The sequence below is a fragment of the Nocardia grenadensis genome, from assembly GCF_050942415.1.
GTDB lineage: Bacteria > Actinomycetota > Actinomycetes > Mycobacteriales > Mycobacteriaceae > Nocardia > Nocardia grenadensis.
This window is the reverse complement of the sequence record NZ_CP192054.1, coordinates 2569167-2588778: the sequence shown is the minus strand read 5'-3', so window position 1 is coordinate 2588778 and position 19612 is coordinate 2569167. Positions and strand designations below refer to the sequence as shown.

General features: G+C 68.3%; 20 protein-coding genes. 3 read left to right on the top strand and 17 right to left on the bottom strand.

Annotation, left to right across the window (positions count from 1 at the left end; all coding sequences use genetic code 11):
• Positions 1 to 17: 17 nt before the first annotated feature.
• From ACQPYS_RS11685 to ACQPYS_RS11605, 17 genes are all read right to left on the bottom strand, one after another.
• The gene (locus tag ACQPYS_RS11685) at positions 18 to 806 is read right to left on the bottom strand and encodes an SDR family oxidoreductase (protein ID WP_063036213.1); all 789 of its coding nucleotides are present in this window, start codon (positions 804 to 806) and stop codon (positions 18 to 20) included.
• Positions 807 to 855: 49 nt separating this feature from the next.
• A complete protein-coding gene (locus ACQPYS_RS11680) occupies positions 856 to 1596 on the bottom strand; it encodes an SDR family oxidoreductase (RefSeq protein WP_431938969.1) in 741 nt (246 codons plus the stop codon).
• Positions 1593 to 2420: an alpha/beta fold hydrolase gene (locus ACQPYS_RS11675; protein WP_433492600.1), complete on the bottom strand. Its 828-nt coding sequence runs from the start codon at positions 2418 to 2420 to the stop codon at positions 1593 to 1595. The genes ACQPYS_RS11680 and ACQPYS_RS11675 overlap by 4 nt, the downstream gene beginning before the upstream one ends.
• A gap of 16 nt (positions 2421 to 2436) precedes the next feature.
• Positions 2437 to 3399 (bottom strand): VOC family protein, encoded by a 963-nt coding sequence (locus ACQPYS_RS11670; RefSeq protein ID WP_063036210.1) that lies wholly within the window; start codon positions 3397 to 3399, stop codon positions 2437 to 2439.
• Between the two features lie 29 nt (positions 3400 to 3428).
• A complete protein-coding gene (locus ACQPYS_RS11665) occupies positions 3429 to 4382 on the bottom strand; it encodes a PDR/VanB family oxidoreductase (RefSeq protein WP_431938972.1) in 954 nt (317 codons plus the stop codon).
• 31 nt (positions 4383 to 4413) lie between these two features.
• Positions 4414 to 4932: a cupin domain-containing protein gene (locus ACQPYS_RS11660; protein ID WP_433492599.1), complete on the bottom strand. Its 519-nt coding sequence runs from the start codon at positions 4930 to 4932 to the stop codon at positions 4414 to 4416.
• A 44-nt stretch (positions 4933 to 4976) separates the two neighbouring features.
• On the bottom strand, positions 4977 to 5318 hold the full coding sequence (locus tag ACQPYS_RS11655; RefSeq protein WP_433492598.1) for a RidA family protein: 342 nt from the start codon (positions 5316 to 5318) through the stop codon (positions 4977 to 4979).
• Positions 5319 to 5330: 12 nt separating this feature from the next.
• Positions 5331 to 6929 (bottom strand): aldehyde dehydrogenase, encoded by a 1599-nt coding sequence (locus ACQPYS_RS11650; protein WP_433492597.1) that lies wholly within the window; start codon positions 6927 to 6929, stop codon positions 5331 to 5333.
• A gap of 172 nt (positions 6930 to 7101) precedes the next feature.
• Complete coding sequence (locus ACQPYS_RS11645; RefSeq protein WP_433492596.1) at positions 7102 to 7944, bottom strand: aspartate dehydrogenase domain-containing protein; 843 nt, start codon at positions 7942 to 7944, stop codon at positions 7102 to 7104.
• A gap of 121 nt (positions 7945 to 8065) precedes the next feature.
• Positions 8066 to 10483: a xanthine dehydrogenase family protein molybdopterin-binding subunit gene (locus ACQPYS_RS11640; protein ID WP_433492595.1), complete on the bottom strand. Its 2418-nt coding sequence runs from the start codon at positions 10481 to 10483 to the stop codon at positions 8066 to 8068.
• On the bottom strand, positions 10480 to 11028 hold the full coding sequence (locus ACQPYS_RS11635) for a (2Fe-2S)-binding protein (RefSeq protein ID WP_433492594.1): 549 nt from the start codon (positions 11026 to 11028) through the stop codon (positions 10480 to 10482). The genes ACQPYS_RS11640 and ACQPYS_RS11635 overlap by 4 nt, the downstream gene beginning before the upstream one ends.
• Complete coding sequence (locus ACQPYS_RS11630) at positions 11021 to 11896, bottom strand: FAD binding domain-containing protein (protein WP_433492593.1); 876 nt, start codon at positions 11894 to 11896, stop codon at positions 11021 to 11023. The genes ACQPYS_RS11635 and ACQPYS_RS11630 overlap by 8 nt, the downstream gene beginning before the upstream one ends.
• Complete coding sequence (locus ACQPYS_RS11625) at positions 11896 to 12717, bottom strand: ABC transporter ATP-binding protein (protein ID WP_063036204.1); 822 nt, start codon at positions 12715 to 12717, stop codon at positions 11896 to 11898. Before ACQPYS_RS11625 ends, ACQPYS_RS11630 begins: the two co-directional genes overlap by 1 nt.
• On the bottom strand, positions 12710 to 13633 hold the full coding sequence (locus ACQPYS_RS11620) for an ABC transporter permease (protein WP_433492592.1): 924 nt from the start codon (positions 13631 to 13633) through the stop codon (positions 12710 to 12712). Before ACQPYS_RS11620 ends, ACQPYS_RS11625 begins: the two co-directional genes overlap by 8 nt.
• Positions 13609 to 14400, bottom strand: a complete 792-nt coding sequence (locus ACQPYS_RS11615; RefSeq protein WP_433492591.1) for an ABC transporter permease — start codon at positions 14398 to 14400, stop codon at positions 13609 to 13611. Before ACQPYS_RS11615 ends, ACQPYS_RS11620 begins: the two co-directional genes overlap by 25 nt.
• Position 14401: 1 nt before the next feature.
• Positions 14402 to 15373 carry an ABC transporter substrate-binding protein gene (locus ACQPYS_RS11610; RefSeq protein WP_433492590.1) on the bottom strand — a complete coding sequence of 324 codons (972 nt, stop codon included), beginning with the start codon at positions 15371 to 15373 and terminating at the stop codon, positions 14402 to 14404.
• Between the two features lie 308 nt (positions 15374 to 15681).
• Positions 15682 to 16236, bottom strand: coding sequence for a MarR family winged helix-turn-helix transcriptional regulator (locus tag ACQPYS_RS11605; protein ID WP_433492589.1), 555 nt, complete (start codon positions 16234 to 16236; stop codon positions 15682 to 15684).
• A 325-nt stretch (positions 16237 to 16561) separates the two neighbouring features.
• On the opposite strand from ACQPYS_RS11605, the gene ACQPYS_RS11600 reads away from it, so the two are divergent.
• From ACQPYS_RS11600 to ACQPYS_RS11590, 3 genes are all read left to right on the top strand, one after another.
• Positions 16562 to 17590 carry an XdhC family protein gene (locus tag ACQPYS_RS11600; protein ID WP_433492588.1) on the top strand — a complete coding sequence of 343 codons (1029 nt, stop codon included), beginning with the start codon at positions 16562 to 16564 and terminating at the stop codon, positions 17588 to 17590.
• Positions 17591 to 17956: 366 nt separating this feature from the next.
• Complete coding sequence (locus ACQPYS_RS11595; RefSeq protein ID WP_433492587.1) at positions 17957 to 18295, top strand: STAS domain-containing protein; 339 nt, start codon at positions 17957 to 17959, stop codon at positions 18293 to 18295.
• Positions 18292 to 19611, top strand: a complete 1320-nt coding sequence (locus tag ACQPYS_RS11590; protein WP_433492586.1) for a PP2C family protein-serine/threonine phosphatase — start codon at positions 18292 to 18294, stop codon at positions 19609 to 19611. Before ACQPYS_RS11595 ends, ACQPYS_RS11590 begins: the two co-directional genes overlap by 4 nt.
• Position 19612 lies beyond the last annotated feature (1 nt).

Below are 19612 nucleotides of genomic sequence, written 5' to 3'. Positions count from 1 at the left end.
CCGGGCCGGGCTGATGGTCAGATGTAGCGGCCGACGCCACCACCGACGTCGATACTGGTGCCGGTGGTGTAGCCGCTCAGCGGCGAGAGCAGGGTGACGATGGGGAACGCGACCTCGTCGGCGGTGCCGAACCGGCCCAGCGCGATACCGCGGTCGGCGGCGATCTCGGCGCTCCACGCGTCGTAGTCGAGTGCGGTCCCCGAGGTCTCGAACCGGCGGCGCCACTGGCCGGTGTCGACGAGTCCGAGCAGCACCGAGTTCACCCGGGTCCCGTCCGCGGCGAGATCCTCGGCCATGGAGTGGGTGAGGTTGAGCAGCGCGGCCCGTGCGGCCGAGGTGACGGCGAGCCGGGGCTCCGGCTGCCGGGACAGGATCGCGTTGACATTGACGACGGCGCCGCGGTCCGCGGCGGCCAGCGCACTGCGGGCCGCACGCACCAGATTCCAGGAGCCGAAGATTTTCAGGTCGAATTCCGCGCGGATCTGCTCGTCGGTGGTCTCCGACAGCGGTGCCATCAGGGAGCGACCGGCATTGCACACCAGCCCGTCGATACCGCCGAAACGCTCGGCGGTGGAGCCGATGAAGGCTTCCACCTCGGCTCGGTCGGTGACATCGCAGGCCGCCAGGTGGATCCTGGCGTGATCGGCACCGTCGATCGAATCGATCGCGGTGCGCAACCGGTCCAGATCGCGGGCGCAGGCGGCGACCCGGGCGCCCTCGGCGAGAAGCATCCGGGTCGTCGCCAGTCCCACCCCGGAACTCGCGCCGGTGACGACCACGGTGCGGTCGGTGAGTTGCAGATCCATCGAGGGTCGGTCTCCTTGTGCGGCGTAGGTTTCGGATAGCGGCGGGCGGTCAGTTCATGACGAATCCCCCGTCGACCACCAGGGTCTGGCCGGTCAGGTAGCTCGCCGCGTCCGAGAGCAGGAACTGCACCGTGCCCGCGACGTCGTCGGGGGTCTGTTCGCGGTCCAGCGCCTGGTTGTCGGCGTAGAGCCGGTACCGCGATGCCGGTACCGTGGCCGTGGCCTCGACCCGGGTCAGGCCGGGGGCGACGGCATTGACCCGCAGCCCGTGCGGGCCCCCGTCGCGCGCCATCGTGCGGGTCATCGCCATGACCGCGCCCTTGGAGCCGACATAGTGCACCAGGCGGGGCGAGCCGTACAGGGCGGCATCGGAGGCGATATTCACGATGGCGCCGTTACCGCCCCGCGCCAACTGGGCGAAGAGATGCTTGCTGACCAGCCAGGTCCCGAACGCGTTGACAGTCATCACCTTCTGGAAGAACCCCTCATCGAGTTCCCAGAACGCGTCACCGCCGACACCGTCCGCGAGTGCGGCATTGTTGACCAGCGCGTCCGCGCCACCCAGGTCGGCTACCCGGCCCGCGAGGGCGACCACCGAATCGCGGTCGGCGATATCGGTGACCACCGCGGTGACGTCGTACCCCTTGTCCCGCAGTGACTTCTCGGCACCGTCGGCCAGTTCGGCGCGCATCTCCGCGATGACGACCCGGTCGCCCGCGGCGGCCAGCCGCTCGGCGATCGCGAAACCCAGTCCCCGGCCGGCCCCGGTGACCACGACAAGTCTGCTCATTCGTCCAGTTCCTTCCAGAACCGCAGGATGTGCGCGGCCGTCTCCACCGGCTTCTCCTGCACTGCCGCATGTCCGGCGCCCAGGATCAGCCCGAAGCGAGCGCCGGGAATCGCGTCGGCCAGCAGCCGGGATTCGTCGACGCCGGTGACGATGTCGTCTGCCCCGACCAGCACCAGCGTGGGTGCCGCCAGGGTGGCCAGGCTCGGCCCGGTATCGGTGCGGGCCATGTACTCGGCGGCGGCGGTGTAACCGGGTAGCCGGACCTGTGCCATATCGGATTCCACAGTGCGCGCGACCTCTTCGGGGCAGGTGGGCGAGACCAGTCGCGGCGCGCGGGCCGCCGCGAATGCCGGGCCGCCGAGCGCACGCAGCTCACCGATGCGGGCCCGCATCCCCTGCGCCCGCTCCGGGTGAACCCCCGAGCCGCGGGTGCTGTCGGCCAGGACGAGCGAACGGACCGACGCGGGATGCGCGGCGGCGACCGCGGTCGCGATCACCCCGCCCCACGACGTGCCGAGCAGATGCACGGGCCCGCCACCGAGTTCGGCGATCAGTTCCGCGACCACCAGCGCGTGGTCGTAGCCCGCGGTGGAATTGTCCGCACTCGGCGCCGGATCGGCCGACCGCCCGTATCCCGGCGCGTCCCAGCAGTACGTGCGGTAGCCGTGCGCGCTCAGCATCTCGGCCAGTGCAGCGCAGGCTGCCGCACTACCGCCGATACCGTGCAGGAGCAGCACCGGATCGCCCGCCCCGCGGACCTCGAGCGAGATCCCCCGCGCCGAAACCCACCGGGTCGCCCGGGCCGGCGCGGCCGGGCCGGTCACGGCTGCACCCGGCGCATCACTGTCCCCCGTAGAAGTAGTCGTCGATCCCCGGGGTGACCAGGTGGCGATGCCCGAGATCGGGTATGCCGGCCATCGCCGCGCGGACCGTGGTCGTCGGCGGACCCGCCGTCCCCCACTGGTCGGAGAGTTCGGGCGTACGCTTCCAGGTCCGGCACAGCCAGCGATCCTCGTCGATCTGCGCCACCTCGGACGTGTACTCGCACACCAGCCCGGCCGGATCGGTGAAGTACGAGAAGGTGTTGTCGCCCGGACCGTGCCGGCCGGGACCCCACTGCGCAACGATGCCGCTGCGTTTGAGACTGCCGAGCCCGCGCATGAAATGGTCGAGGCTCTCCATCTCGTAGGCCACGTGGTTGATCGACGGGAAGTCGGCCTGGTTCAGGGCGATGACGTGATGGTCGGAATTACAGCGCAGGAAGGTCATCTGGTGTTCGGACCAGTCCGAGATCCGCATACCGAGCACCTGGGTGTAGAAGTCGGCGGTGCGATCGATATCGCTGGTGTTGAGCACGACATGCGCGAGCTTGCGGGGGATCGCCCGGCGGCCGGCCGGTTCCTGCGCGGAGACGGCGAACGTATCGGCGGACAGCTCGAGGCACCGGCCCTCCGGATCGACGAGTTGCAGACCGTAGCCGCCGCCCGCGTCGTCGAGCGGGCCGGGTTCGCGCAGCAGTGGGACACCCAGCTTCTGCAGTGCGCGGGCCGCCTCGTCGACCTCACGCGGGGTCGCGAGCGCGAATGTGATCCGGTCCAGTGCGTTCCCGGCGCCGGCGCGCAGTTGCAGCACATGGTGCTCGCTGCCCGTGGCACGCAGCCAGAAGGTGTCACCGTCTTCGTCGACGGTGCTCAACCCCCAGGCCTCGTGATAGAAGTCGCGCGAACGGGCCGGATCGGGCACCGTGACCGATACCGACCGCAATGCGCGCAGAGTACAGACCGGTGTTCCGGAGAATCGCATGATCGACCTTTCTGTCGAGGGAGTGCCGGTTACAGGTCGAGGACGAGTTCGGCGGAGCGGCACCGGGAAACGCAGACGAACATGGTGCCGCCGGTCTGCTGCTCCTCGGGTGAGAGCAGGAAGTCGCGGTGCTCGACATCGCCCTTGACGACACCGACCTCGCAGGTCCCGCAGATACCCTCGGTGCACGAGCTCTCCACCGGCACACCGGCGTTCCGCAGTGCGCTCAGGACCGAGACATCCGGGCCGACCGGGATCCGGCGGCCGCTGCCGGCGAGGATCACGTCGAATGCCGTGTCCTCCCTGGTGGCGATCGGTTCGGGCGCCTTGAATCGCTCGATCCGCAACTGCCCGGCGTCCGGGAGCGCGTCGCGGCACGCGGACATCAACGACTCGGGACCGCAGCAGTAGACGACGGTGCCGGCATCGATATCCCCGAGCAGCCCGGCGAGGTCGGGGAACCGACCCGCTGCCGCGTCGTCCGCGTGGATCGTCACGCGGTCGGCGGGCAGGGCGTCGATCTCGTCGAGAAACGCCATCGTCGACCGGGATCGTCCGGTGTAGAGCAGTGTCCAGTCCGCGCCGTCCCGGTGCAGGGTGCGCACCATCGAGAGGATCGGGGTGATACCGATCCCGCCCGCGACCAGGATGTGGCGGGCCGCGGTGTCGAGCGCGAAGTTCTGCCGGGGCCCCTCGACCTCGAGCAACCCACCGACCGGCAGGAGGTCGTGGATATGGGTGCTGCCGCCCCGCGAATCCGGGGTGCGCAGCACCGTCACCGTCCAGCGCGACCGGTCCGCCGGGTCCGAGCAGAGCGAATACTCCCGGACGAGCCCGTTCGGCAGATGCAGCGCGAGATGTGCGCCGGGTTCCCAGGCGGGCAGATCCGCACCGGACGGGTCGACAAAGGTGATGCCGATGACGCCGTCGGCTTCCCAGGTCTTCTGCTGGACGCGCAGCGTCCGCCTCATCGGCTCGTCCATCGGGCTCTCCTCGTCCTTCTTCCGGCTCGGATCAGCGGGTGACGCCGAACATTTCGGAGCTGGGCGGGTAGGTGGGCAGCTGCGGCTTGGGGGTGCCGATGATGACGCAGAACAGCGCGTCGGAGTCGGAGACGTTCGCGAGGCTGCGCGGTACCCCGGCGGGGACGCGGATCAGGTCGCGGTAGCCGAGCGTGCGCACGGCCTTCTTCGTCCCGTCCTCGACATCGTGGACGGCGACCTCGATCTCGCCCTCGAGCACGTAGAAGACCTCTTCGACATCGTGATGGGTGTGTTCGGGGCCGACCGCGCCTGCGGGCAGGCGCATATTGGAGAAGGTGAAGTGGTCGGCCTTGATGATGTTGTTGTCGGTGTCGTGGTTGCCGGTGGCCCCCGAGCCGATGTAGCGGATCTGTGCCCGGTTGAAACGGTCGCCGCCCTTGGCCGCCTGGAACCCGAGCGTGTCCCAGTCCTCGAAGCGGGTGCCGGCGGCGGCGATGCAGGAGTCGATCAGGGCTTCGAGATCGACGCCGGTCTTTTCGGTGCTGGACATGATGTGTGCCTTCCTCTGTGGGTGATTGGTGGGACGCGGGTGCGCTACCCGCGGTGGGCGATGGCCTCGATCTCGACCGTCGCGCCGTAGGGCAGCGCGGCGACCTCGACGAACGACCGCGCCGGGCGCGGCTCGGCGAATACCGCCTCGTAGTGCCTGTTCGCCTCGTCCCGCAGGGCGACGTCGGTGACGAAATAGGTGGTCTTCACAATGTGCTCGAGCGTCATATCGATGGTCGAGAATCGCTCGCTCAGCCGCGCCATCGCGGCTTCGAGAGCTTCCCGGCGACCGGGGACCGCGACCCCGTCCTCATCGACCGACAGTGCGCCGGACACGAATCCGAAGCCGGCGATTCCGAAGGCCGGGCTGTAGGGATGAGCGCTCATGGTGCTCCCTTCTCACAGACCTGCCCAGGGCAGCGGCTGCCCGGACAGGTCGAGGTAGATGCTCTTCTGGTTCATGTAGGACCGGATTCCGTCGCGGCCCTTCTCGGTCCCGATACCGCTGTCCTTCAGCCCGCTGAAGGGGGTCGAGATGCTGAACTGCTTGTAGGTGTTGATCCACACCGTTCCGGCCTGGACGGCGCGGGCCGTGCGCCAGGCGCGCCGGTAGTCGGCGGTCCAGATCCCGCAGGCCAGGCCGAATACCGTGTCGTCGGCCTGGGCGACGACGTCGGCCTCGTCCTCGAACGGGAGCACGACGGCGACGGGTCCGAAGATCTCCTCCTGGCAGATCGTCGCGCTGTTCGGAACGCCGGTGAGCACGGTGGGCAGGTAGTAGGCGCCCGCGGCGAGGGCGGGATCGGCGGGGACGGCGGCCCCGCACAGCACCGTCGCTCCCGCCCGCACCGCGTCGTCGACCATCGCCGCGACCCCGTCGCGATGCTCATGGGAGACCATGGGCGCGACCTGGGTGCGCGGATCGGTACCCGGACCCACCCGCAATGCCGTGGTCGCCGCGACGAGCCGGTCGACGAACTCGTCGTACATCGCGCGCTGGACGAAGACCCGGGAACCGGCGATACAACTCTGGCCCGACGAGGAGAAGATGCCGTACAGCACTCCGGCGAGCGCCTGATCGAGATCGGTGTCGGCGAAGACGATGGTGGGCGATTTCCCGCCGAGTTCGAGCGTGATCGGCATCAGCTTCTCGGCGGCGATATGTGCCAGCGCCCGACCGGTCCCGGTGCCGCCGGTGAACGAGATCTTGCCAATGCCCGGATGCCGGGCGAGCGCGTCGCCGACGGTCCGGCCCGGACCGGGCAGCACCGACAACAGCCCGGGCGGCAGACCCGCCTCCTCCGCCAGCCGGGCCAGCAGCAGGGTCACCCACGGCGCCCATACCGGCGGTTTGGCGACCACCGCGTTACCCGCGGCGAGGGCCGGGGCGATCTTCTGTGCGTCCGAGGCGATCGGCGAGTTCCACGGGGTGATGGCACCGACTACACCCATCGGTTCGTGGGTCGCGAAGGTGAGGAACGGTCCGCGCCGGGGGGTGATCGCCTCCTCCATCGTCTCGAGCGCCGACGCCATGAACCGGAAGGTGCCGGCGGCGCTGCGCGCGAGTGCGCGGGTCTCGGCCAGTGTCTTTCCGGTGTCGGCGGTTTGCAGGGCGGCGATGCGGTCGGTGTTGGCCTCGATCGCGGTGCCGATGCGGTACAGGACGGCCGCGCGCTCGTGCGGTAGCAATTCGGCCCAGCCGGAACTCGCTACGGCCCGCAGGCCGCCGTCGACGGCCAGGTCGACATCATGTGCCACAGCGCCGTGCAGGCGGGCGAAGATCCGGCCGGTGGCCGGGTCGACCGATTCGATGACCTTGCCCGAGCCGCGCACCCACCGGCCGGCCACGCAGATCTCGTCGGTCGTATCGGGAACCGGTCCGGCTGCCCACGAACGGTCGAGGTCCGCGCTATCGGCGGGCACGGCTTCCGGCCCGAGGGCGGAGATCTCGCTCGCCGCCCGCGGCGAACGAGTGCTCGTGCTGCTCTGTAAGTCCATCGGAGTCTTCATCCGTTCCCTCTGTCGCAGCACTTGTCCGGGGCAGTCACCGCTCCGAATCCCTCCGGTAAAAGAGACTGAGCTACAAGATACTTTGCGTCAAGATGTCTGCGTGATTTTGTCGTGGCGGGCTTAGGCCGGGCCGCTTCCGTCGTAGCGTCCAGCGGGCCGGTCAGGCGATGAGATTCGGGGAGCCGGTCAGATGCGCCAGCGTCCGCAGGATCGAGTACGGCACCACCGCGCTGGTACGCGGATTGTCCGCGCTCGGCAGGTTCTCGATCTTTATCGAGTACCGGCCGATCGGCCCCGCGGCCTCTATCTCGTGACAGGTCAGCTCCGCGTCCGGATCGGCGTACAACTCGACCGATACCGATTCCCAGTCGCTCACCGCGAAACTCACCGCGGCAGCCACATTCAGCGATTTCGGGAACAGCCGCACCGCCTCGGTCGAACTGCCCGCGAAAACACGGAGTCGCGTCGTCGTGGTACCGATCCGGTGCCGCTCCGCCGCGTCCATCCACGGTCGCACCAGCGATCCCGGCGATTTCGTCGACCGGACGAGCACATGGTCGAACGGCGCCGCGTCGCGTGCGGCGGCGAGCAGGTCGAGACCGCCGACCGCGCCGTGTGTGCATACGACCCGGCCCGGCCCGCTGCCCGCGATCCGCTGCGCGAAGGCGGGATCCGACAGCGCCCCCACCGAGGACACCAGCAGGTCGCATCCCGCGTCGACCACGTGCGGGCCGACCTCCCGGACCGCCTCCTGCGAGGCGCATTCGACCACCACGTCCGCGAGTTCGAGCGCTTCCGCGAGCGAGAGCGCGGGCGCCGGGAGACCCTCGACCGGAGACCGATTGACGATCCCGACCAGCTGGGCGCCGGGTACATCACCGCGGACGAGCCGGTCGGCCACGACCGCGCCGATACTGCCGTAACCGAGCACGCACACCCGCGCCGGCTCCCGGGCACCGAGTACCGCGGTGGCCGACTGTGTGCCGTTGTACCCCGAATTCATCGTGCCCCCTCGGAAAGAGTTGTATGCGGTCGGCGGAGACCGCCACGTAGGTGGCGAGTTCGTATCATCGCGTCCTCTCGGAAACGGTGGCGAAGGCCGGAGCGCAGGCGAAGGTTTCGCATCATCGCGCCCCCTCCGCTTCGCGCGCGGCGATCGCCTCGTAGACCCGTTGCGGTGACAGCGGAAGTTCGGTGAGCTGAACCCCCACCGCATCGGCGACGGCCTGGGCGATGGCACTCGCGACGGGTAGCATCCCACCCTCTCCCATGCCTTTACTGCCGAACGGTCCCGCACCGTGGCCCTGCTCCTGCGTGATCGAGACGAAACGCTCGGGGATATCCTCGGCGAGCGGCACCCGGTAGAGCAGTGCCTCGGCATTGAGCAGTTCCCCGTCCAAGTCGTACCGGAGTTCTTCGAACAATGCCTGTCCCAGTCCGAACACCGCGGCCCCCTCGTCCTGACCGCGGCACGCGATCTTGTTGATGATCTTGCCGGCGTCACCGCTGACCGCCAGTTGCAGCACGGTGATCCGGCCCGTCTCGGGGTCGACCTCCACTTCGGCGGCCGCCCAGCCGATCTCCCAGAACACACACGGGGCCTCGAGCGGCGCCCGGTGATCGTTGCGCGCCTTGTAGAAACCGTCGGCGGAGAATTCGAATCCGGTGTTCCCGAAGACATCCATGATCATCGGGAACAGGTCGTGCACGATCCCGTCGGGCGTACGCACATGCCAGTTCACGAGCTCGAGCCGGGCGGAATCGACGGCGAGTTGCGCCCCGGCCCAGTCGAGTACCTCGTCCCGCAGCTTCTCGGCCGCCGTCCGCACTGCCTGCCCCATCACCGCGACGCCCGAAGACGCATTGGTCCCCTGGTCGAACGGGGTGTTGTCGGTGTCGATACGCGCGTAGGCCACCCGGGCGGGATCGCAGCGCAGCACCTCGGCGACCAGTTGCGCCATCGCGGAGTGCCCGCCCTGCCCCATCTCGGTGAGCGCGCAGTTGAGCAGGACGTCACCCCGCGTGGTGACCTTGACCCTGGCCGTTGCCGGTTTGTTGATACCGCCGCCGTCCTTGACGCCGACCGATACGCCCATCCCCCGGTTCCCGGTGTGAGCACGCCCGTGGTAGCCGATCGCGTCGGCCACCAGCCGCATCCCTGCCACCAGGTCGGAGTCGATCCCGGACTCCCCCGGCACGAACTCCTCACCGAGCGCTTTGAGATTGCGTACCCGCAGTTCGTAGGGATCCAGTCCGAGGCGATCGGCGATCAGATCCACCTGACGCTCACTGGCCCACGTCGCCTGGGTACCACCGAACCCCCGGTAGGCCCCGGCCGGCACAGTATTGGTGGTGACGACCTTGCACACCGAATCGATGTGCTGCCAGCGGTACGCGCCGGGCATCCGGTAGCCGGCCTTCTCCGCGACCGCTGGACTGTGCTCGGCATAGGCACCGCCGTTGAGCAGCACTGTCGACTGCCTGGCGACGAAGGTACCGTCGGCCCGCACACCCGATTTCACGATGAGTGTCGCCGCGTGCTGCGAGACGGTGAGGAACACCTCCTCGGTGGTCATACAGAACCGGACCGGTCGCCCGCCGCTGAGCTGGGAGAGCCGGATCGCGACCGGGTCGGCCTTGGGTCCGTTCTTCGCGCCGAAACCGCCACCGATCAACGGCACATGGACGCGGATCCGGTTCTCCGGCAGCCCGAAAACCCGCGCCAGCTCCTTGCGCAGGTTGAACGGCGCCTGCGTCGAGGTCCACACCTCGATCTCGTCGGCACTCGCCTCGGCGACGGTCACGAACGGTTCGAGATGCATATGGTTCATCCGCGAGAACTCGAAGGTGTCCTCGAAGATATGGTCACATGTCTCCCAGACGTCGGGCGAGCCGGTGCGGTACCGGAACTCGTAGCTCACATTCGGTTCGCTGCGCAACGACGCCGACGCGCCCTGCCCGTACTTCGGGATCACCCCGAACGGTTCGTCCGGATGGATGACCGGCGCCGATTCCGCAAGGGCCTCCCCGACGGTGAACACCGCTGGCAGGACCTCGTATTCGACCCGGATCAGGTCCAGGGCGGCGAGCGCGGTGCGCTCGTCGACGGCGGCGACCGCGGCCACCACATCACCGACATATCGGACGACACCGGTCGCGACTACCGGCTGGTCCTTCACCATCGTCCCGTAGCACTGCAAGCCGTCGATCTCGTCCTGGGTCACGATCGCGGTGACCCCCGGCAGCGCGCGTGCGGCCACGGTGTCCATGGAGACGATACGGGCGTGCGCGTGCGGACTGCGCAGCACCTTCGCGTGCAGCATGCCCGGGCGCACGATATCGGCCCCGTACACGGCCCGCCCGGTCACCTTCGCCGTCGCGTCCGCCCGCGGGCCGTCCCGGCCGACCACCCGGTGTTCCGGCGGTGCCGTGGGCAACTCCTGGATCCGGTACCCGCCGACCGTTTCCCCGGCGTCGACCACGTGGGTGCGCGCGTCGACCAGCGGGCCCCGGGCCGCCGACCGATCCGAGATCGCCGTCATTCGCGATCCCCGTCCTGCGCGGCCGTCAGCTCCGCCGCGCGTTCGACGGATTCCATGATCATTTCGTAACCGGTGCAGCGGCAGGTGTTCGAACTGATCCATTCGCGAATGGTGCCGCGGTCGGGCCGGGGTTCCCGGCGCAACAGACCGGTGGTCAGCATCAGCATCCCGGAAGTGCAGAAACCACATTGGTAACCACCGCATTCGGCGAATGCCCGCTGCTGGGGCGAGAGCATCCCGTCCGCGGCCGCCAGTCCCTCGACGGTCTCCACGGAAGCACCGTCGACCGCGAACGCGAAGGTCGAGCAGGAGGCGACCGGCACATCGTCGACGAGGACCGTGCAGGCTCCGCAGACACCACGCTCACACGAACGCCGCACGCCCCGGCAGCCGAAGTCGTCGCGCAGCACATCGAGCAGGACGGCGCTGGAATCGATTCTGCAGTTCTGTTTCTCGCCGTTCAGGCCGAACTCTATCGAGGTGTCGAGCGTGCTCGGCGGGGCATCCGCGCCGGCCGGTCTCGTCTCGGCATCGGGATCACACATGCGGTCGGTCCTCACGCTGGGGGGTGGCAGTGGCTGCTTCGTGGAGCAGCCTGCGGGTGAGTACGGTGACGAGGTGCCCGCGGTACTCGGCGGACCCGGTGTAATCGGCGATATCGTCCGGGAGTTGCGCGGCGAGGGCCGCGGCGGTCGTCACCGCGTCGATATCAGTCGCCGACGTGGCCCCGGTATCGACGCGCAGCGAGATACCGCGGCGATATTCCGACCCTGCGGTGGCGTGGACCGACAGGGTGGCGTCGACACTCCGCCGGATCGCGAGCGCGACCGTCGTGGTGGGGCGCATCGAACGCTCGTACCCGAACCACACCAGATCCGAGGTGGACACCTCGATACCGGTGAGCAGCCCACTGGTGTCGTCGGTCCAGAGTCCGCCGGATCCGAGAGTACGGCCGTCCGAAATCGACAGCCGGGCATCGAGAGCACCCAGTAGTAACGGCATCTCGTAGCGATGGCGCCGGGCCATCAGATTCCCGCCGACCGTCCCGGTGTAGCGGATCCGCACGGTGGCGATCCGTGACCATGCCGCCGCGAGCCCCGGGATCGCCGCGGCCACAGTCGCACTGGTCGCGCCCTCGTGATGGGTGACCATCGGCCCCAGGTGCAGGACACCGCCGTGGTGCGTGATCGCCTTCAGGCCCGCCACTTTCCGCAGCGATACCAGTGCCGCCGGCGTACAGCCCTCCCGGATCCTGGCGACCAGATCACTGCATCCGGCACCGATCACCGCTTCCGGGTCGGCGGCGAGCACCGCCTCCACCTCGGTCACCGATTCGGGACGGTACAGCCGGAACGGCGCGAGAGCCGATTGACTCTGCGCGACGATTCCGGACCCGTCGACCGTGGCCCTCATCAGTGCGCCTTGTTCACAACCGCATCGCGCGGACTGTCGGCTGCCACGCCCTCACCGCGCAGCAGCCTGGTCACATGCGAACGGATCTCGACGAATCGTGGATCCGTCTTGGTGGTGATGTGATCCCGCGGCCGCGGCAGATCGACCTCGATCGTCTCAGCCACGATGCTCGGCGGTTTCGACAGCACGATGATGTGATCGGCGAGGTACACGCTCTCGTCGATATCGTGAGTGACCACCAGGACGGTGATTCCCAGCCGCGCCTGGATCGTCAGGAGCAGATCCTCGAGTTCGGCGCGGGTCTGCGCGTCGACCGAGGCGTACGGCTCGTCCATGAGCAGCAGCTTCGGATGGCTGGCCAGCGCCCGGGCGATGGCGACGCGCTGCTGCATACCGCCCGACATCTGCCAGGGGTAGAGCTTCTCCTTGCCCGACAGGCCGACCGCGTCGATGGCTTCCTGGACCCGCGCGGCGCGCTCCGGCCGCGGCAGATGTTCGAGCGGGAAGGCGATGTTCTTGTCCACCCGCATCCACGGGAACAGGGAACGCGCGTAGTCCTGGAACACCATGGCCAAACCGTCGGGCACACCGGACACCTGCCGTCCGTCGAAGGTGACCGTGCCGGTCGTCGGTGTATCGAGTCCGCTGATGATCCGCAGCAGGGTCGACTTACCGCATCCGGAGGGCCCGACGATCACGCTGACCTTGCCGGCCGGCGCGTCGGCGGTGATATCACGGACGGCCGGGTTGGTTCCGTAGGACTTCGAGATGCCGGTGAGGACCAGCTCCGCGGACGTGATCGTCACATCTGTACTAGTCATTTTGCTGAGTCACTCCTCGGTGCCAGGCCAACGCCCGCCGTTCGACGAACACGAAGATGAAGTTGAGTGCGACACCCAGGGCGGCGAGCACGATCAGGACAGACCAGAATCCGGTGTAGTCGAAGTCGCGCTGTGACCGGATCAGCAGATATCCGAGACCGTTCTCGGCCTTCTGCAGTTCGGAGATGATCATGATGATGAGCGACAGCGACATCGCGGTCCGCACACCGGCGAAGATCTTCGGTCCGGCGCCGGGCAGGATGATCTGCGTCAGCACCTTCCAGCGCGAGATCTTGAACACCGCGGCCGCCTGCATCCGGCCGGTTCCCACGCTCTGCACACCGTCGATCGTGTTGAACAGGATGGGCCAGACCACGGAGAACGCGATGAGGAAGATCTTCGGGCTGTCCCCGGTGCCGAACAGGAAGAAGAACACCCCCAGCAGGGCCGGGCTGGGCAGCGACCGCCCGAGGTGGATGAGCGGCTGGAACAGCGCCGTGAGCACAGGCACGACCCCCAGCGCGACGCCCAGCGCCACCCCGATCACGACGGCCAGCAGCAGTCCCGCCATCGCCCGGTAGACGCTGGGGAGGAAATGGTCGAAGGTCGCGTCGCCGAGGAAGAGCCGGCCGGCGTCGGTACCGAAGAAGTCGGCGAAGACCCGTTCGAACGCCTCGAACGGCGGTGCCACGATCAGCGAACCGACCTCCGACTGCGCCAACCCCCACCACGCGGCCAGGATCAGCACTGGAACCAGCAGCCGGATGCCTGTATTGCCCAGCGACGCCGGCAGGGAGCCGCGGGTACGCGCGGCCGAGGCGAGCACGGGAGACTTCCGATCCGGCCGCACGGCCGGCGCGGCGAGTCCAGGGTCGTCGGTCGATGCGACCATCACTGGGCCAGTCCCTTCTTCCATGCGAACACCTTGTTGTCGAGGGCGGTGAAAACAGTGCTCACCGCCAGGCCGAGGACCCCGGCCACCAGCGTCGCGGCGTACACGGTGTCGAGGTTGGTGGCGTTGGCGCTGTTGAGCAGGATGTAACCGCCGATCCCCTGACCGTTGCCGATCAGCAGTTCCGCGCTGACGGCGACGATGAGCCCGATCGACGCGGCGATCCGGATCCCGGTGAACGCGAAGGGAAGTGCGCTGGGGATCTTGATGCGGCGCAGGATCGCGATCCCCGAGAGTCCGAAGGTCCGGGCCGTCTGCACGGCGGTGGCGTCGGTGGCGCGCACGCCGTACAGGGTGTTCAGCAGGATCGGCCACATACAGGCGAGCGCCACCGTGATCGAGAGCGGCAACATCCCCGAACCCAGCAACAGCACCAGGACCGGACCCAGCGCGACCGAGGGCAGGACCCGGAAGACCTCGACCGGGAGTTCGAAGGCGAGGAACACTTTGGTGAAGGCGCCCATCAGGCCGCCGAGCACCATCCCGGCCACGGTCGCGATCAGCAGTCCGAGCATCCATTCGCGGAGGGTGAAACCGACTTCTTGCCAGAAGGTCTGGTCACCGAACAGCGCACCGGTCTCCGTCAGCGCCCGGCTCGGAACGGGCAACCCGGGCGTGGCGATCACCCCGGTCCGGATGACCAGTTCGGTCAGCGCGGCCGTCCCGAGCACACCGACGATTCCGTAGACGATCTGCTGCTTCCGGCCGAGCGGCTCACTGAGGAGATCCATCTCAGTCCTCGAGCGTGACGAGGTGCGAGGTGACGTCGAAGCCCTCGGGGATCCGCCCCTGGGCGGCGAGCATATCGGCGACGGACTGCATCTTCGCCGGATCCATACCTGATGCGAAGATCGGCAGCGACATCGACTGGGCCACCTCCGCGGGGACCTTCGCGACACCGGGCAGCCAGCTGCGGAAATCGGCCTCGTGGGCGGAGATATCGGCCCCGGCGGCGTAGATCGCGCGAGCGAACGCCGCGGTGGTGTCCGGGTTCGCGTCCACGAAATCGTCACCCGCAACGAAGATCGACGCGGGCAGTGCGTTGTTGGTGTCCGTGGTGAGGTCCGCGATCTCCCGCATCCCGGCGCCGCGCGCGGCCGAGGAGAACGGTTCGGGGGCGTACCCGACATCGATCGACCCGGCCTGTACTCCCGGCAGCATCTCCGGGAACGGCACCTCGACGTACCGCGGTTCGATCTCGACGCCCTGGTCGGCCGCGAGGTTGCCGATGGTGACATCGCCGATGTTGTTGGTGGTGTTCACGCCGACGGTCTTACCGTTGACATCGGCCAGCGATCGGATCGGCGAATCCGGCTTCACATAGAGGATTCCGCTGCCGTCACCGAGCGAGGCGGTATGCGCGACGGTGGTGATCGGTGTCTTGCGGGACTGCGCGATCGCCGCGGAGATCGAGTTGGCGATGCTGAAGTCGAGTTCTCCCGAGGCGACCTTCTGGATACCGATGGGCCCGCCCTGGATCGGCTCGAGCGTTACCGTGAGCCCCTCTTTCTCGAAGTAGCCCTTCTCGTCCGCCCAGTACACCGCCGCATAGTCGGCCAGCGGCAGTACGCCCACCGAGACCTCGGTCTGCTCGAGTGTGCCGTCGGTGGCCGCGGCGGCGCGCTCGCCCGAACCGCTGCACGCGCTCAGAACCAAGGCGGAGCCGGCCAGCAGGGCCGCGGCCGCGAGGCGGATTGTCGTCATGAACGTCTCCTGTCGGGACGATGGTGGCGACCGGGCTGTATTCCACCGCGGTTGCCGAACATCTTGGCTGCAAGAGATTTGTACTTCCTTACCGCTAAGAGGTCAACGGTCGGGTGGGCACGAATCCGACGATCAACAGGGGGTCAACCCCACCGGAATCCGTCGAAATGGACGGAGAGATGCAGGTCACACCCATGAATCGTGCGTGACGGCCCCCACAGAAAACGCCGGAAGGACGTCGCGGAAACTCCCCCGAAAACGACGAACGCTCCCAGATCGTGGGATCCGGGAGCGTGTAGAACAGACATTCAGGCAGTGCGATCGACCGCGGCGCCCTCCCCCGTCGGCAGCGCCGCCATCCGCAGCGATCCCTCCAGCACCGTGAGCAACCCCGCCAACTGAGCCTTCTGGTCGGCGTCCAGGCCCACGAGCATGTGCGCGAGTTCGGCGAAGTGCGCATCGGCGACCCGGTCCACCAGATCACGCCCCGCATCGGACAGGGTCACATAGACCACCCGGGCATCCTCGGGGTCGCGTTCCCGCAGCACCAGCCCGGCTTCTTCCAGCCGGTTGACCCGCAGCGTCAGGCCGCCTGTCGTCACGAGCGTCTGCTTCGCCAGCTCACCCGCCGTTCGCCGGAACTCCGGCTCCGCCCGACGCAGGCACGCGAGGACGTCGAACCCCGCCTCATTGGTGCCGAACTGCTCGAACACACCGTTGATCCGCGATCGATAGAGCAGGAAGCTGCGATGCATGCGCCCGAAGATCTCCAGCGCGGAGACATCGAGTTCGGGCCGCGATTGGGCCCACTGCCGGATGATCTCGCCGACACCGTCCGAGTTTTCCGTCACTGCCTCTGCCACAACCCATCCCTCGTCGCCCGACCGGCTTACCTTTGCGCAAAGGTACTGTACGATCTTTTCTATCATCCCACCAGCGCGGGACTCCGGCGATCGTCTCGCCGGGACGGCTCGGCCGCGGCACCGGCGTGAACGCCGACAGTGACCACCGGCCGCGAACCGCGCGCACCGATCGACCGAACGCGGACCGGCACGACAAGGCAGAGGGTAGTCGGATGTACGAGGTGCTGAACACAGTGGCCCGATGGCAGGCAGCCGGAATCGACTGCGCCCTGGCCACAATCGTCGGATCGGTGGGGTCGATCCCCCCCTTCCCGTCGGCACCGTCATGGCCGTCGCGCGAGACGGCGCCGTCGTCGGCAGCATTTCGGGTGGCTGCATCGAAAGCGATGTCTTCCATCTCGCCACCGAGGTGATGGACACCGGGAACGCGACCGTCCGCCGGTACTCGGCCGATGATGCCGGCGCCGGAGCCGTCGCACTGATGTGTGGCGGCGCGATGGATGTCCTCGTCCGGCGCGTAGAGCCGGCGGATACCCCCGGCCTCACGCTGGTCGCGGACAGCGTCGCGGCGGGCCGGCCGGTCGCGACGGCCACCGTCGTCTCCGCGGGCGCCCACCTGGGCGGATCGATCGTCACGACCGGCACATCATGGGCGGGCACCTGCGGCGATCCGCGCCTGGACGCGGCAGTGCGCACCCGGGCCACCCGACACCTCGAGGCCGGCACGGTGACGACCGTACAGCTGGGCGAGACCGGAGAATGCGCCGAGAGCGCGCTGTCGGTTCTGATCTCGTCCATCTCTCGGCCGCCGAACATGCTGGTATTCGGCGCGGTCGACTTCGCCCACGCGCTCGTCCGAGCGGCGAAGCTCCTGGGGTTCTCGGTGACACTGTGCGACGCCCGGCCGGTTTTCGCGACGTGCGAACGCTTTCCGGAAGCCGACGAAGTGGTGGTGATGTGGCCCCAGGACTACCTGAAACAGGCGGCGATCACACCGTCCACCGCCATCTGCGTCCTGACTCACGATCCGCGCTTCGACGTACCGGCCCTCGAAATCGCCCTACGGTCCGACGCGGGTTACGTGGGTGCCATGGGCAGCCGGCGGACACACACCGACCGGATGGAACGTCTCCGCGCCGCCGGGGTGACCGAAACCGAACTGAGGCGCCTGTCCTCCCCGATCGGGCTCGATCTGGGCGCCGCGACACCGGAGGAGACCGCCGTCTCCATCCTCGCCGAGGTCATCGCCCGGCGCCGCGGCGGCAGCGGCCGGCGGCTCGCACGCATCGCCGGGCCGATCCACCCACCGACGCCCGCCTATATGAGCCACCGGGCTCTCCTCGAAACAGACTAGAGGTCGCGGCCGTCCATCCGACCTCTGGTATCGAGGCCCGGGAAGCCGATCGCCTCGCTCGGCGACGTCCGCGCCGCCACTCGAAGCAGGAGCCCCGTGGTGAAACGCAACTCCACGGGCACCGGAGCCGTCCGACCCGATCCCTGCTCCGGGACCGGGAGCGAAGGAAGCCCGAGCAGCCCGTAGAGTGAGGCAGTCTTGCGGTGTTGAGAACGCAGCCCCGCAGAGCCACCCGATCCAGCGCGACACACCCCGAGCAGCGGCGCACAACCGTTCGGCTCAGCGAGGGCTCTGCAGTGAGGCCGCCATCTGCGGCACGACCGTGTAGAAGGTCGCTCCGACGCCAGCACAGGAAGAGGCGCCAGCGTGCATCATGAGGACCGACGACGTGATTTCACGGTCGGAGTATTGCCGGACGGCGCGTCGGTCACCGTCACCGCGACCGGCGAGATCGATATCCATACGGCTCCACGCCTGCACGAAGCATTGACCCGCGCGATGGACAACCGGCCGCGGACACTGATCCTCGACCTATCCGCAGTGGGTTTCTTCGACTCCTCGGGTCTGAAGGTGCTGCTGGGCTGCCGGGACGAGGCGCCGGACCTGCGCCTGGCGGTTTCACCGGCCGTGCGGCGGGTGATCGAAGTCACCGGGCTCACCGAGCATTTCCAGATCTTCGACAGTATCGCGGCCGCAATCGCGTGACCCGGAAACCGCTGAGTCGGCCACGGCGGCGCACCACCGGCGTGGAACTCGCGGAGGAGCGCAGCCGGACCGAGTTCCTCATCGAAGCGTCCGAGGCCCTGTCGGCATCGCTGAATATCGAGCGGTGCACCGAATCCGTCGCTCGGTTGGCGGCCCGTCTCGCCGACGGGGCCACCGTCGTAGCACCTGCCCAGGACCTCCGGCTGCCCGTGATCACCTGCTCGGTCGACGAGGTACGGCACCAACTCGTCGACCGGGACCCGGCTGCCGTACCGGGTCTCGCGGAAGCCCTGCTCGGCTTTCCACCGGTACCGTCGCGCTGGATCGATCCGCATGCCGTCCCGTCCTGGATTCTGCCCGAGGACTTCCGCGGTCCGCTCGGCTCGGTGATGATCATCGCGCTACCCGGTCACGGGCTACCCGCCGGCGCGCTCGTCCTGTTCCGCCGGGCCGGTCGGCATCCCTTCGGGGAGCGGGACGAGATCTTGGCCCACCTCTTCGCAATCCGCGCCGGGGCAGCCCTGTCGGCCGCCCGGCTCTACGCCGAGCAAACCGCTATTACCGACCTGCTCATGCGCGAACTGCTACCGCCGCGGCTGCCGCGCGTCCACGGTGTGGAGCTGGCCAGTGGCTACCGGGCTTCGGAGAACCACCAGATCGTCGGCGGTGATTTCTACGATGTCCATGCGGCCGCCGGAACCCGCGACGAATCACTTGTCGTCCTGGGCGATGTCTGCGGGAAAGGCCTCGAGGCCGCCGTCCTGACCGGCAAGATCCGCAATACACTGCATGCGCTGGTCTCCATGTCCGACGACCACGAGAAAGTGCTGAACCTTCTCAATCAGGCGCTGCTCACCTCTCACCACGACCGGTTCGCCACCCTGGTCATGGCCTCGGTCGCCCACCGCGACGGCCGGGTGCGGATACGACTCACGGCCGCCGGTCACCCACCGCCACTGATCGTGCGTTCCGACGGCACAGTGGAGAAGGCCGACACCCGAGGGCAATTGATCGGCGTGCTGCCGCGAGTCACCGCGACCACCCTGCGAACCACACTCGAACCGGGAGAAAGCTGTCTGCTGTATACCGACGGGATCACCGAAGCCCGCGGTGGTCCACTCGGTACGAGCATGTTCGGGGAAGACCGTCTGTCGGAGGCACTGTCGCGGTGCGCCGGAATGCCCGCCGAGGCGGTCGTCGAACATGTCCAGATGCTCGCCGCGCAGTGGGTCGGGCACCGGCAACACGACGATATCGCGCTGGTCGTGGTCACCGCGCCGATGTGGCCGCAGCAGCGGGAGAAGACCGCACCGTGAA